This window comes from Methylobacterium sp. WL6, assembly GCF_008040095.1.
GTDB lineage: Bacteria > Pseudomonadota > Alphaproteobacteria > Rhizobiales > Beijerinckiaceae > Methylobacterium.
This window is the reverse complement of record NZ_VRVH01000128.1, coordinates 1-12,693: the sequence shown is the minus strand read 5'-3', so window position 1 is coordinate 12,693 and position 12,693 is coordinate 1. Positions and strand designations below refer to the sequence as shown.

Genomic DNA, 12,693 nt, shown 5'->3' with positions numbered 1-12,693 from the left:
GCCCCGGCGCGCTGACGTCGGCGGCGGAGCGATCCGGGCATGGCCCCCCAGCCCAGCTCAGGCGGCCTGCGCGGATCGCTCCGACCCGGGAAAGCCCGCCACCTCCGGCAGGCCTTCGAACCGGGGCTTGGCGAAGTGATAGCCCTGGAACAGCGTGATCCCGAGGTCGCGCAGGGCGTCGAACTCGGCTTGCGTCTCGACGCCCTCGGCCAGCACCGAGACGTCGAGGCCGCGCGCGATGGCGACGAGGCCCGCCACGATCGCGCCGCGCCCGGCATCGGCGTCGATGCCGCGCAGCAGGTCCATGTCGATCTTGATCAGGTCGGTGCGGAAGTTCGCCAGCAGGCTCAGCCCGGCATAGCCGGCGCCGAAATCGTCCAGCGCGGTGAGGAAGCCCTGGCGCCGGTACTCGGCGATGATGCGCTTCACGTGGGCGATGTCGCGGAAGCGCTCGTTCTCGGTGAACTCGAACATGATCCGGCGGTGCTCGAAGCCGACCCGGCGCGCGGCCTCGAGCGAGGCGCGGATGCAGGCCGCCGGCTCGTACACGGCGTTGGGCATGAAGTTGATCGACAGGCGCGTCCGGTCGTCCTTCGGGAACAGGCGTCCGGCGAGCTCGATCGCCTTGACCCGGGCGGCCTGGTCGAAGCGGTAGCGCGTCTCGTCGGTCACGCGGTCGAGGATCGAGGCCGCCGACTGTCCTTCCGGCCCGCGGACCAGGGCCTCGTAGCCCCAGACGCGGCCGTCGACCGTGTCCAGGATCGGCTGGAACGCCATGGTGAAGGCGAAGCCGAGTTCCTCGCCGTTGCGGCAGGCCCGGCACTTCCCGGCGGTCGCCTTCCCGTCGGCCGGCGCGGCGTCGGCTGGTCTGGCATCGGCAGGCTCGGCATCGACGATCATGGGCTAGTTTCCGTTGCTCGACCCCCTCAAGCCTTCTGAAGAGCAAGTATCTCCACACTGTTAACGCGCCGGACTACATGCGTTCGGTCATCCGAGGATCAGCGATGAATCTCCAGAACTTTCGCTTCGAGACCGATGCCGACGGCGTCGCCCTGGCCGTCTGGGATTGCCCCTGCCGCTCGATGAACGTCATCACGCAAGCCGTGATCGACGAGATCGAGGCGATCGTCGACGCGGTCGTCGCCGATCCGGCCGTGAAGGGCTGCGTCATCACCTCGGGCAAGGACAACTTCTCGGGCGGCGCCGACCTCACGATGCTGCAGGGCCTCGGGCTCGAATACGAGAAGCTCAAGCGCGAGCAGGGCGAGGAGCCCGCCATGCGCCACTTCTTCGAGGCGTCGCGTCGGCTCTCGCTGGTGTTCCGCAAGCTCGAGACCTGCGGCAAGCCCTTCGCGGCGGCGGTGAGCGGGCTCTGCCTCGGCGGCGCGTTCGAGCTGGCGCTGTCCTGCCATCACCGTGTGGTCTCGGACGACCCGAAGACCCGGGTCGGCCTGCCCGAGATCAAGGTCGGGCTGTTTCCCGGCGGCGGCGGCACCCAGCGCGTGGCGCGGCTGATGCAGACCGGCGACGCCCTGCAGATGCTGTTCAAGGGCGAGCAGATCCGCCCGGCGATGGCCAGGAGCATGGGCCTCGTCCACGAGGTCGCGGGCAAGGACGAGATCGTGGCCAAGGCCAAGGCCTGGATCCTCGCCGGCGGCTCGGCGGTGGCGCTCTGGGACGTGCCGAAGTTCAAGGCCCCGTCGGGCAAGGTCTATTCGCCGGCCGGCATGATGATCTGGCCCCCGGCCAACGCGATCTACCGGCGCGAGACGCACGACAACTACCCGGCGGCGAAGGCGATCCTGGCCTCGGTCTACGAGGGCCTGCAGCTGCCGATGGACCTCGGCCTCAAGGTCGAGAGCCGCTACTTCGCGATGATCCTGCGCACCAAGGAGGCGGCGGCGATGATCCGCACGCTGTTCATCTCGATGGGCGAGCTGAACAAGGGCGCGCGCCGCCCGAAGGACGTGCCCGCCACCAGCCTGCGCAAGGTCGGCGTGGTCGGCGCCGGATTCATGGGCGCCGGCGTCGCCTACGTCACCGCCAATGCCGGCCTCGAGGTGGTGCTCGTCGACCAGTCGACCGAGGCGGCCGAGAAGGGCAAGGCCTACGCCCACGCGCTGATCACCGGGCAGATCAACAAGGGTCGCGCCAAGACCGCCGACCGCGACGCGCTGCTCGCCCGCATCCAGGCGTCGGCCGACTACGCGGATCTCGCCGATTGCGACCTCGTCATCGAGGCGGTGTTCGAGGACCCGAAGGTGAAGGCCGAGGTGATCGCCAAGGTCGAGGCGGTGATCGGCCCCGACACGATCTTCGCCTCCAACACCTCAACGCTGCCGATCTCCGGCCTCGCCAAGGCGTCCTCGCGCCCGGAAGCCTTCGTCGGCATCCACTTCTTCTCGCCGGTCGAGAAGATGATGCTCGTCGAGATCATCAAGGGCGAGGCCACCGGCGACCGGGCGCTCGCCACCGCGCTGGACTACGTCCGCACGGTGAAGAAGACGCCGATCGTCGTGAACGACGCCCGTGGCTTCTTCGCCAACCGCTGCGTCGGCGCCTACATCCTGGAAGGGCACAAGATGCTCAACGAGGGCGTGCCGCCCGCGATGATCGAGAACGCCGGCAAGATGGCCGGCATGCCGGTCGGCCCGCTCTCGCTCAACGACGAGGTCGCCCTCGACCTCGGCCTGAAGATCGCCAAGGCGACGGAGGCGCAGCTCGGCCTGGACGCGGTCGACCCGGCGCAGAAGGCGCTGCTCGTCGAGCTCGTCGAGAACCAGGGGCGGCTCGGGCGCAAGAACCGGAAGGGCTTCTACGACTACCCGGAGGGCGCCCCGAAGCGCCTGTGGCCCGGGCTGAAGGACCTGCAGCCGACCCACCTCGACCCGGACACCCTCGACATCGCCGAGCTGAAGCACCGGCTCCTCGTGGTCCAGGCGCTGGAGGCCGCGCGCACGGTGGGCGAGGGCGTCATCACCGATCCGCGCGAGGCCGACGTCGGCTCGATCCTCGGCTTCGGGTTCGCCCCGTTCACCGGCGGCGCGTTGTCCTACATCGACTTCATGGGCGCGAAGGACTTCGTCGCCCTGGCCGAGGGGCTTGAGGCCAAGCACGGCCCGCGCTTCGCGGTGCCCGACAACCTGCGCGCCATGGCCGAGAGCGGCGGCACGTTCTACGGCGAGGCGGCGAAGCAGGCGGCGTGATCGCCCTTTCCCTCCCCCACTTCAGGGGGAGGGAGCTCACGGCATCGTAGGCGTTTGGATTCAAGACGGCGTCCCGTCTCACCCCACCGCGGCCAGCCGGCGCCGCAGCACCTCGACGTCGGCGTGGTTGTTCGACAGCAGGTCGGTGATGTCGCCGACGACGAGCGCCTTCACGTGGCGGCAGCGCACTCCGTGGCGGCCGGCCATGCAGGTGCAGCGCAGCATCAAGCCGCTCCTGCGGTCCTCCAGCGAGACCTCGTAGCGGTTGCCGGTGCTGCCGCGCATGGCGAAGCGCAGCGCGTCCGGCTCGGCCGGCTTGAGCGTCCGCAGGATGCGGCCGCTGATCGCGCCGGCGCCCGCCCGCGGGATCGCGGCGGTCCCGTCGATCCGCGTCGTCGGCAGCGACAGCACCCGCGACAGGTCGGGCACGTCCGCGGCCTCCGTCTGCCGGACGGCCGCGAGCGCGATCTCGGCGCAGGCATAGGCGTCCTCGCCGGCGTCGTGGTGCTCGAACCGGATGCCGAGGCGGCGGGCGACCTTGCCAAGGCCGCAGCCCTCCGGGTCCGGGAACACGCGGCGGGCGACCTGCACCGTGCAGAGGTAGCGCAAGGGGGGCGCCGGCAGCCCGCAGGCCTGGAGCGAGGCCCGCAGCACGCCGATGTCGAAGCTCGCGTTGTGGGCGAGGATCAGCCCGCCGGCGAGGTCGGGCAGGAACTCGGCGACCGCCTCGCCGAAATTCGGCTTGTCGCGCACGTCGGCCGGGACGATCCCGTGGACGCGGATGTTGCCGGGCGAGAACCGCAGCTCCGGCGGCCGGATCAGCCGGGACGCGCGCCGGACCACGCGGCCCCCCTCGATCCAGGCGAGCCCGATCGCGCAGGCGCTGTCGCGCCGCTCGTTGGCGGTCTCGAAATCGAGGGCGACGACGGTCATGTGCCTGAACGGGACGGCCGCGGGGGTGTCATGACCCAGGTCTATGACCCGCGGACTCGCGCTTCAAGCGCCTGCGACCATCGCGAGCCATTCGTCTTCCGAGACGACGCGCACCCCGTGCTTCTCGGCATCCTTCAGCTTCGAGCCGGCGCCGGGGCCGGCGACGACGAGGTCGGTCTTCGCCGAGACCGAGCCCGAGACCTTCGCCCCGAGACGTTCCGCGGTGGCCTTGGCCTCGTTGCGGGTCATCTTCTCCAGCGTTCCGGTGAAGACCACGGTCTTGCCCGAGAACGCCGCCGTGCGCGCGGCCGCCTCCATCGGCGCCACCGTCACCTCGGCGAGCAGCGCCGAGACGGCGGCGTCGTTGTGCGGCTCGGAGAAGAACGCGATCAGCGAGTCGGTCGCCACCGGGCCGATCTCGCCGTCGTCGGCGAAGACCCGGTAGGCGTCCCCGGGTCGCTGCTCGGCCGCGCGCGCGATCGCCGCCCGGGCGGCGTCCAGGCTGCCGTAATGGGCGATCAGGCTGGCGCGCTGGCTGGTGCTGAACCGGATCCTGCCGGCGTCCGCCGGCGGGGCTTCGCCCTCCTCGGCATCGCCCGCTTCCGCCGGAGGTTCCGCGTCAGCCGAATGTGCCGCTTCGCCCGGCAGGCCGGCCACGAGCAGCCGGTCGCGGGTGGTCGGCCCGATCCGCGGCACCGCTGAGAGCTCGATCCAGTCCGGCCCGGCCTGCGCGTCGGCCGCCGCCCGCAGCGCCGCCTTCAGCTCCGAAAAGTCCGAGAACCGCTTGGCCAGGGCCTTGGCGGTCGATTCGCCGATGTCCGGGATGCCGAGGGCGAACAGGAAGCGGTTCATCGGCAAGCTGCGGCGCTCGGCGACCGCCGCGAGCAGGTTGTGGATCGCCTTGTCCTCCTCCTCGCCCTTCTTCTTGGTCGGCTTCTTCGGCGCCGGCGCCCCCTCCGCCCGGCGCTCCGCCGACAGGGCCTCGCGCCGCGCGACGATCGCCGCCTTCAGCGGCTCGAATTCGAGGGTGAACAGGTCGGCGGGTTGTTTCACGAGCCCGGCCTCGAACAGCACCTCGATGTAGGTCTGCCCGAAGCCTTCGAGGTCGAAGCCGTTGCGCGAGACGAAGTGCTTCAGCCGCTCGACCCCTTGGGCCGGGCAGATCAGCCCGCCGGTGCAGCGCCGCACCGCGTCGGGTTTACCGGTGCGCGGGTTGATCTCGCGGACCGCCTTGCTGCCGCAGGCCGGGCAGGTCTCGGGAAAGTCGAAGGGCTTCGCGTCGGCCGGGCGCTTCTCCAGCACCACGTCCATCACCTTCGGGATCACGTCGCCGGCCCGCAGCACCACCACGGTGTCGCCGACGCGGATGTCGCGGCCGTCGCGGATCGGCTCGCCGTCGCCGCCGACGCCCTTGACGTAGCCCTCGTTGTGCAGCGTCGCGTTCGAGACCACGACGCCGCCGACCGTCACCGGGCGCAGGCGCGCGAGCGGGTTGAGCGAGCCGGTGCGGCCGACGTTGATGTCGATGCCCTCGACCACCGTGAACGCCTCCTGCGCCGCGAACTTGTGGGCCAGGGCCCAGCGCGGGCTCCGCGACACGAAGCCGAGCCGCTTCTGCAGGGCGAGGTCGTCGACCTTGTAGACGACGCCGTCGATGTCGTAGCCCAGCGTCGGCCGGTCGGCCTCGATCCGCCGGTAATGCGCGATCATGCCGGCCGCGTCCGTGCAGGTGACGGTCAGCGGGTTCACCGGCAGGCCCCACGCGCGGAACCGGTCCATCACCCCCGATTGCGTTCCCTCGAACGGCGGCACCACCTCGCCCCAGGCGTAGGCGAAGAACTTCAGCGGCCGCGCGGCGGTGATCGACGGATCGAGCTGGCGCAGCGAGCCGGCGGCGGCGTTGCGCGGGTTGGCGAAGAGCGGCTTGCCCGCCGCCTCCTGGCGGGCGTTGATCGCGGCGAAATCGGCGTGCGAGAGGTAGACCTCGCCGCGCACCTCGCAGACCGCCGGCCAGCCGCTGCCGGCGAGCGCCTGGGGGATGTCCTCGACCGTGCGGGCATTGGCCGTGACGTTCTCGCCGGTCTCCCCGTCGCCGCGGGTGGCGGCGGTGACGAGGCGCCCGTCCTCGTAGCGCAGCGACAGCGAAAGACCGTCGATCTTCGGCTCGGCCGTGAAGGCGAGCGGTTCCTCCGGGCGGTTGAGGAAGCGGCGCACGCGGGCGACGAACTCCTCGACCTCCGCGTCGGCGAAGGCGTTGCCGAGGGAAAGCATCGGCACCGCATGGCGCACCTTGGCGAACTTCTCGGAGGGCTTCGCGCCCACCGACGCGCTGGCGATGCCGGTGCCGGCAAGGTCGGGGACCTGCGCTTCCAGCGTCTCCAGTTCCCGGCGCAGGGCGTCGTAGGCGGCGTCCGAGATCTCGGGCGCGTCCTCCTGGTGGTAGAGCCGGTCGGCCTCGGCGATCTCGGCGGAGAGCGCGGCGTGGCGCGCCCGCGCCGCCTCGGCGGTGAGCGTGTCGGCCTCCGGCGCGACGGATTCGACGCGGGCCGATTTCGGGGCGGCCGATTTCGGGGCGGCAGGCTGGGGCTTCGGCATCGGGCTCGAGACTTCCGCAGGGGGCGATCGGGCTTCTAACCGATTTCCCCCCGGCCGGGATCACTTGGAGACCGGGCCGAAGCGTCGCGATTCACAGCGATCGCGCATCGCCGGGCCGCTGCCGCGGCAGGATCAGGTCCGGGCGGCGGACCAGCGCCGCCGCGCCGACGAGGACCAGCCCGGCAAGGAGGGCGACCCCCGACAGCGGCAGCACCGGCGCCAGCGCGCCCGAGGCCGCCCCGCCCGCGACCGAGCCGAGGTTCATCACCGCCATGAACACCTCGAACTGCGTCGCCGCGCCGGCCCGGCCTCGGCTCGCCTGCATCAGCGCCGGCACCAGGGCGACGATCAGCAGGCCGGGCAGGACGTTGGTGAAGCCGAGGATCAGCGGGCCGGCCGATCCGGCGAAGCCGCCCGCGATCAGGCACGCGGTGGCGAGGAACGCGGCGGCACTCGCCGCGAACAGGGTGCGCAGGGCCGGCAACGGCCCGGCGCGGTCGCACCACAGGCCAATGCCGAGCGCTCCCAGGGTTCCGCCGGCGAAGGCGAGGCCGGCCTGGAGCCGCGACAGCCCGGCGGCATCCCAGCCCTGCGCCTGGACGAGATCGACCGAGAACGGCAGCTCGAACAGCGCGAGCGCCCCGTCGACCGAGAAGCACAGGGCGACGAGCCGGAGGGCGTTCGGCCGGCGCAGGCCCAGGGCCAGCCGGCGCAGGAACCGCGCGAACGGGACCTTCCGCCCGCCCCCCGCGCTCGGCCGCCGCGCCGGCGAGAGCAGGGCGTCGCCCGGCGCCTCGCGCACCAGCAGGATCGGCAGGCCGGCGAGGATGGCGGTCGCGAGCAGGCAGGCGGTGCTGAACCCGAACCCGTAGGCGGCGAGCAGCCAGCCGAACAGGCCGGCGCCGAGGCTGGTGCCGGCGACGAAGCCGGCCCGCGTGCAGGCGCTCATCCGCCCGAGCTCGCCCGGCGGGACATGGTCCATCACCATCCGGTCGCAGGCGGTGTCGAGCAGGGCGGCGAAGGTGCTGTGCACGAGGAAGACGCCCCCCAGAGCGCCGAGCGCGCGGGCGTCCGGCACCAGCAGCAGCCCGGCGAGCGCCGCGTGGCAGCCGAGGATCGCGAGCACGCTCCAGGCCCGGCGCCGCCCCATCGCGAACCCGCTCGCCCGGTCGACCAGCGGCCCCCACAGGATCGGCTGCACCGTCCAGGGCAGGCCGGCGATGGCGAAGTGGACGCCGACCTCGGCGCTCGACACGCCCTGCGCCGCGAGATGGTTGGCGAGCGCGGTCAGCGAGAACCCGGCGACCAGCCCCTGGTAGAGATAGGTGGCGAAGAACACGCCGTAGCGGGTGCCGCGATCCCGCAGGGTCGGCAGCCGCATGCCGAAGCTTGCGATCGCGACGGCGCTTCCGGCTTGCGGGGCCGCCCGCACCGGTGGATCCTCCGCGCCGCTCATTCCCGAAGGCTCCTCATTGCGCGCAGATCCGCCCCGCTCGTCCGGCCTCGACGATACGATAGCGCGCCGCAAGGCACGCGCGCTTCTCCCTCCCCCCTTTGTGGGGGAGGGTGGGCCTCGCGTCAGCGAGGGTCGGGAGAGGGGAGCGACAGTGCCGGATACGGCGCTCCCCTCTCCCGACCCGCTTCGCGGGCCTCCCTCCCCCGCAGAGAGGGGAGGGAAGTACGCGTCGCCGGCTTCGGCGTATGTCTTGTGAACGGTGCCTGGGTCGTCACCGAACCCGGACCCAGCACGGTGATCCGGGTGTGGAGCATCGATCTCGCCCTGTCGGCGGGCCAGCTCGCGCGCTGCGACGCGCGGCTCTCGCCCGACGAGGCCGCCCGGGCGGATCGCTTCCTGCGTGCGGAGGACCGCGACCGTTTTCGCGCGAGCCACGCGGCGCTGCGCCTGATCCTCGCCCCGGCCCTCGGCGTGGGGGGCGACGCGCTCGCCTTTACGGCGGGGCCGGCCGGCAAGCCGGAGCTGGCCGGCGCGCTGGACGGGAGCCTGCGCTTCAACCTGTCGCATTCGGGCACCCGCGCCCTCGTCGGGGTCTCGCCCACGGGCGCGATCGGCGTCGATGTCGAGGCGGTCCGCCCGATCCCGGACGTCCTGCGCATCGCCCGCGCGCACTTCGCGCCCTGGGAAGCCGAGGCGCTGGCGGCCCTGCCACCGGAGGCGCTCGGTCTCGCCTTCACCGGCCTGTGGACGCGCAAGGAGGCGGTGGTGAAGGCGCTGGGTGCCGGCCTGTCGCTGCCGCTGGACCGCTTCGCCCTGACCCTGCCGCCGGCGGCGCCGCGCCTCGTCGCGATCGCCGGCGACGACCCGCAGGCCTGGAGCCTCCACCACCTCGAACCCGGATCCGGCACGGTCGGCGCCGCGGCGATCCGGGCGCCGGGCGCGGCCATCGCCCGCTGCGCCCTGCCGCCGGATTGGCCGGACCGCCCCCCGTGCTGATCGCCCGCGAAACGCACTGCTCCGCGAGATGCCGCTTGCGGCCCGCCCGGGTGCCGGCTATACCCCCGCTCGCTGGCGAAGCCGCCGGCCTTCGGAGTGTAGCGCAGTCTGGTAGCGCACCACGTTCGGGACGTGGGGGTCGCAGGTTCAAATCCTGCCACTCCGACCAAATTTCCCGAGAGTTCGCAGTCTCCTACTGCTTCCCACCGAACCTGCCATCCGGTCGTGACCCGCTTTTCGCGCGGGCGCTCGGTCGAAACCCGGTTCCGCGCGCCGCGTCGAATCGCGCGAGGCTTCAGACGCCGAGGCGGCCGAGGCCCGGCAGCTTGAGGCCGGGACGGCGGATGTCGAGGCCGGCGACCGCGCCGAGGATGTTGACCTCGAGGCCCTCGACCCAGCCGACCGTCAGCCCGAGATAGCCGCCGAGATTGATCCGGAAGCCGGTGCCCGAGGGCGTCGGGCCGGCCCAGCGGCCGTCATAGGGAAAATCCTTGCCGATCGCCGTCGCCGGCAGGCTCGCGCGCATCTCCGAGACGGAGCTCATCACCGCCGCCACGAAGGTGTTCGAGTTCGGCCCGGGCCAGAGGTGGTAGTCGCCGAGCTTCGCGTAGCGGTAGTTGGCGATGGTCTCGCGGATGCGCGGCAGCATCCGCTCCGCCTCGGCGCCGTCGGCGGCGAAGACCAGCTCCGGCGTGCTGCCGAACCAGCGCCCGTCCGGCACGAACCGGTCGACCCAGATCGGCATGCCCCAGGCGGTGTAGTCGAACCGCTTGTAGGCGCGGTCGCCGGCCCCCTTCACCACGATCCAGCTGTGGCTCGCGATGATGCCGCGCCAGCTCACCGTGCGGGCCGAGAACACCCGCACCACGGCCTCGGGGTTTTGCGCGGCCGGCAGGAGCAGCCCTGCGCTCGAGCGGTCGGCAGTGCGCCAGTCGGCGATGTCGTTCCGCAGGTAATACAGGGCCGCCGACACCGCGATCGGCGCGAGGAACACGATCACGAAGACGAGGAGAGCGATTCGGAGCAAGCGGGTCATGTCCAGGCGGGGCGGGGTGCCTCGGATCTAGGAACCTCGCCGGGCGGTTGGCAGAGCGGTGCGGCGTCATCGCGCCTCGGCCGCCCGTGCCCCGTTGCCCCTCCGTCGGTTGCCCTTCGGCCCAGGATTTTTCGCATGTGGTACCTCTACGGCGTCGTCCTGATCGCGGGCATCGCCAACGCGATCCAGCCGGGCCAGAACGCGGCCCTGGCCAAGGGCTTCTCGCAGCCGCTCACCGCCGGGCTCGTCGTCGGGATCTGCACGGCGACCACCGTTCTCGTCGTCGGGCTCGTCTCCGGCCGGCTCGCCTGGCCGTCGTCCGAAGACCTGGCCACGGTCCCGTGGTGGGGATGGTTCGGCGGCGTGTTCGGCGGCGGCATCGTCATCACGCAGCTGCTCGTCGCGCGCCAGATCGGCGCCGGCGCCTTCCTCGGCCTGCTGGTGACGGCCGGCGTCGTCGCCTCGGTCCTGCTCGATCACTTCGGCTGGGTCGGCTTCGCGGTGCATCCGGCGACGCCGTGGCGGATCCTCGGCGGCGTCCTGATGATCGGCGGGGTCGCCCTCGTCGCCCTGTTCTGAACCGGTGCGCAGGCAGCGGGCGCAGGATCAGCCCGCGTCGTCGCGCGCCTTGCCGCCCGCAAAAGCCTCGCGAAACCCTGGCGTCGCCAGGGCGCCGAGGATGTCGCGCAGGGCCTCGGTGCGCGCCTGCCCGAAAGCCGCCTCGAAGCGCGCCTGCGCGTCCTGCCAGAGCGGGATCGTCTGCTCCAGCTTGGCCGCGCCGAGGTCGGTCAGCGCCACGCGGCGGACGCGGCGGTCGGCCGCGTCCGGGACGAGGCGGAGATAGCCGTCTCGGGCCAGCGGCTTCAGGGTGTGGCCGAGGCCGGACAGGTCCATCACCATCGCCTCGGCGAGCTGCCCCATGGTCGGGGTTCCCATCGCGCGGACGGTGACGAGGAGGCTGTGCTGGGTCGTTCGCAGGCCGCCGGGCGCCAGCACCTCGTCGTAGAGCTGCCCGATGTTTCGGGTCGCCCTGCGCAGCGCCGCGTTGCTGCACCGGCTCCGCGGGGCGATGGCGCCGCCGGTCGTCGCGTCGGTGCGGGCTCGCATGCCCTTCGCCATCGTTCGCCTCGCGTCCCGGCCGGCTGGCCCGGCTGCCCGCAATTACCGGCATATGCATGCGTATAGCGGGATTCGACTCCGGCCGTCAGTCCCGTCGCGGGATACGGCCGGATGCCGAAGCTTCGGAGCCCGGAAGGGGTCAGCGCGGACGGCGCCCGGCGCCCCCGCCGAAGCGGCGGCCGACATAGGCGATCAGCTTCGGCACGATGAAGGCGGTGAGGAGCTTGCGGATCATGGAATCTGTCCTGTCTCTGGCGGTCAGCGCGCCGGGCGGAGCAGCCAACCGGCGGCGAAGGCCACCGCGGCGAGCGCGAGGAGGGTGGTGGCGCGGTTCTCGTCGGCATAGCCGAGGGCCTGGCGGCCATAGGTCTCGCCGCGGCGGCGTGCGTCGCGCGCGTAGCGGCTGCCGTCGTCGATGAGGCTCTCTCCGCGGCGGCGGGCTTCGCGGGCGAGGTGGGTTCCGTCCTCGATCACGTCCTCGGCCCGGTCGCGGGCGCGGCCGTAGGCGTACTGCGCGCCGCCGGCGACCTGATCGACCGCGCCGCGGACCTGGCGCCCGGCCTCGCCGGTGATGCCGCCGAGGGTGGATTGGGCGCGGCCCTTGAGGTGGCGCTTGGCGCCCCGGTATTCGTCGCGGTTCATGGTCGGCATCCGTCGGTTCGGGTGGAAAGGTGCGGGACGGCATCGGCCGCCGTCCCGCATCGTCGGATCGGCAAGACGCGCGTCCCTCGGGACGCGGGCTTCGCTCAGAACTTGCTCTTCACCTTGTCGGCCAGGTTCTGGGCGCCGTCCTTGGCGTCGCCGACGGTCTTCTGGGCTTCGCCCTTCAACTCCTGCGCCTTGCCCTCGGCGACGAGCTTGTCGTTGCCGGTGACGTTGCCGACGCCCTGCTTGACGTTGCCGACGGCCTCGTTGGCCAGGCCCTTGATCTTGTCGGTGGTGCTGCTCATCGAAAACGCTCCTTGTGCGATGTCATGGGAACCGGCCGATCCGACCGGCGGGAGATCGGCCCCGGCGTGCCGGGGCCGGAGGGGTCAGGCGCGGCGGGTGGTGCCGTAGGCCAGCGCCGGGTTGACGGCGCCGAAGCGGCCGCCGAGGAAGCCGGCGAGCGCGCCGAGGATCAGCGCGAGGGCGCCGTAGAACGCGCCCTGCGTGGCCGCGCTGCGGGCGGCCTCGGCCGCGACCTTGGCCTTCTGCTTGGCGTCGGCGACGGCGGCGTCGTACTGCTTCTCGTAGTCCTGGATCTGCGTCTTGGCCTGGTCGGTCGGGATGCCCTGGGCCTTGGCCAGCGCGTCGGCGGCGCGGTTCTCGGCCTGGGCCTTCTGGGCCGGGTCGCCCGAGAGCAGGGCGCG

At 72.3% G+C, this 12,693-nt stretch carries 11 protein-coding genes, 1 tRNA gene and 1 pseudogene; 4 read left to right on the top strand and 9 right to left on the bottom strand.

Translation table 11 applies throughout. The features are described 5' to 3' along the window. Window positions 1-57 precede the first annotated feature (57 nt). Window positions 58-777 (bottom strand): EAL domain-containing protein, encoded by a 720-nt coding sequence (locus FV230_RS16600; protein ID WP_243931746.1) that lies wholly within the window; start codon window positions 775-777, stop codon window positions 58-60. A gap of 227 nt (window positions 778-1,004) precedes the next feature. Here FV230_RS16600 and FV230_RS16595 point away from each other — a divergent pair, with 227 nt between their 5' ends. Further along, on the top strand, window positions 1,005-3,206 hold the full coding sequence (locus tag FV230_RS16595) for a 3-hydroxyacyl-CoA dehydrogenase NAD-binding domain-containing protein (protein WP_147843179.1): 2,202 nt from the start codon (window positions 1,005-1,007) through the stop codon (window positions 3,204-3,206). Window positions 3,207-3,284: 78 nt separating this feature from the next. Here FV230_RS16595 and FV230_RS16590 read toward each other — a convergent pair whose 3' ends face one another. The 3 genes from FV230_RS16590 to FV230_RS16580 form a co-directional block, all read right to left on the bottom strand. Next, a complete protein-coding gene (locus FV230_RS16590) occupies window positions 3,285-4,139 on the bottom strand; it encodes a 3'-5' exonuclease (RefSeq protein ID WP_147843178.1) in 855 nt (284 codons plus the stop codon). Between the two features lie 63 nt (window positions 4,140-4,202). Continuing rightward, on the bottom strand, window positions 4,203-6,734 hold the full coding sequence (gene ligA / locus FV230_RS16585; protein WP_147843177.1) for an NAD-dependent DNA ligase LigA: 2,532 nt from the start codon (window positions 6,732-6,734) through the stop codon (window positions 4,203-4,205). A gap of 91 nt (window positions 6,735-6,825) precedes the next feature. Further along, window positions 6,826-8,190, bottom strand: coding sequence for an MFS transporter (locus FV230_RS16580; protein ID WP_246694887.1), 1,365 nt, complete (start codon window positions 8,188-8,190; stop codon window positions 6,826-6,828). Window positions 8,191-8,493: 303 nt separating this feature from the next. Between FV230_RS16580 and FV230_RS16570 the strand changes: the two genes are divergently transcribed. Together FV230_RS16570 and FV230_RS16565 are read left to right on the top strand one after the other, a co-directional pair. Further along, on the top strand, window positions 8,494-9,186 hold the full coding sequence (locus FV230_RS16570; RefSeq protein ID WP_246694886.1) for a 4'-phosphopantetheinyl transferase superfamily protein: 693 nt from the start codon (window positions 8,494-8,496) through the stop codon (window positions 9,184-9,186). A 92-nt stretch (window positions 9,187-9,278) separates the two neighbouring features. Beyond that, window positions 9,279-9,355: transfer RNA gene (locus tag FV230_RS16565), tRNA-Pro, on the top strand. 126 nt (window positions 9,356-9,481) lie between these two features. Here the strand turns inward: FV230_RS16565 and FV230_RS16560 are convergent. Next, complete coding sequence (locus tag FV230_RS16560; protein ID WP_147843174.1) at window positions 9,482-10,222, bottom strand: DUF3750 domain-containing protein; 741 nt, start codon at window positions 10,220-10,222, stop codon at window positions 9,482-9,484. Window positions 10,223-10,357: 135 nt separating this feature from the next. Between FV230_RS16560 and FV230_RS16555 the strand changes: the two genes are divergently transcribed. Beyond that, window positions 10,358-10,801, top strand: a complete 444-nt coding sequence (locus FV230_RS16555) for a DMT family transporter (RefSeq protein WP_147843173.1) — start codon at window positions 10,358-10,360, stop codon at window positions 10,799-10,801. A 27-nt stretch (window positions 10,802-10,828) separates the two neighbouring features. Here FV230_RS16555 and FV230_RS16550 read toward each other — a convergent pair whose 3' ends face one another. The 4 genes and pseudogenes from FV230_RS16550 to FV230_RS16535 all read right to left on the bottom strand — a co-directional run. Next, a complete protein-coding gene (locus FV230_RS16550; protein ID WP_147843172.1) occupies window positions 10,829-11,329 on the bottom strand; it encodes a MarR family winged helix-turn-helix transcriptional regulator in 501 nt (166 codons plus the stop codon). A 270-nt stretch (window positions 11,330-11,599) separates the two neighbouring features. Continuing rightward, window positions 11,600-11,983, bottom strand: coding sequence for a CsbD family protein (locus FV230_RS16545; RefSeq protein WP_147843171.1), 384 nt, complete (start codon window positions 11,981-11,983; stop codon window positions 11,600-11,602). A gap of 104 nt (window positions 11,984-12,087) precedes the next feature. Beyond that, a complete protein-coding gene (locus FV230_RS16540; protein WP_147727116.1) occupies window positions 12,088-12,291 on the bottom strand; it encodes a CsbD family protein in 204 nt (67 codons plus the stop codon). Window positions 12,292-12,375: 84 nt separating this feature from the next. Continuing rightward, window positions 12,376-12,693, bottom strand: a pseudogene (locus FV230_RS16535) (PhnA-like protein); the annotation flags it as partial.

Bases quoted from the DNA above. Each gene is read 5' to 3' on its own strand.
- FV230_RS16600 (WP_243931746.1), bottom strand. From the start codon at position 777: ATGGCGTTCCAGCCGATCCTGGACACGGTCGACGGCCGCGTCTGGGGC.
- FV230_RS16595 (WP_147843179.1), top strand. From the start codon at position 1,005: ATGAATCTCCAGAACTTTCGCTTCGAGACCGATGCCGACGGCGTCGCC.
- FV230_RS16590 (WP_147843178.1), bottom strand. From the start codon at position 4,139: ATGACCGTCGTCGCCCTCGATTTCGAGACCGCCAACGAGCGGCGCGAC.
- ligA (WP_147843177.1), bottom strand. From the start codon at position 6,734: ATGCCGAAGCCCCAGCCTGCCGCCCCGAAATCGGCCGCCCCGAAATCG.
- FV230_RS16580 (WP_246694887.1), bottom strand. From the start codon at position 8,190: ATGAGCGGCGCGGAGGATCCACCGGTGCGGGCGGCCCCGCAAGCCGGA.
- FV230_RS16560 (WP_147843174.1), bottom strand. From the start codon at position 10,222: ATGACCCGCTTGCTCCGAATCGCTCTCCTCGTCTTCGTGATCGTGTTC.
- FV230_RS16555 (WP_147843173.1), top strand. From the start codon at position 10,358: ATGTGGTACCTCTACGGCGTCGTCCTGATCGCGGGCATCGCCAACGCG.
- FV230_RS16550 (WP_147843172.1), bottom strand. From the start codon at position 11,329: ATGCGAGCCCGCACCGACGCGACGACCGGCGGCGCCATCGCCCCGCGG.
- FV230_RS16545 (WP_147843171.1), bottom strand. From the start codon at position 11,983: ATGAACCGCGACGAATACCGGGGCGCCAAGCGCCACCTCAAGGGCCGC.
- FV230_RS16540 (WP_147727116.1), bottom strand. From the start codon at position 12,291: ATGAGCAGCACCACCGACAAGATCAAGGGCCTGGCCAACGAGGCCGTC.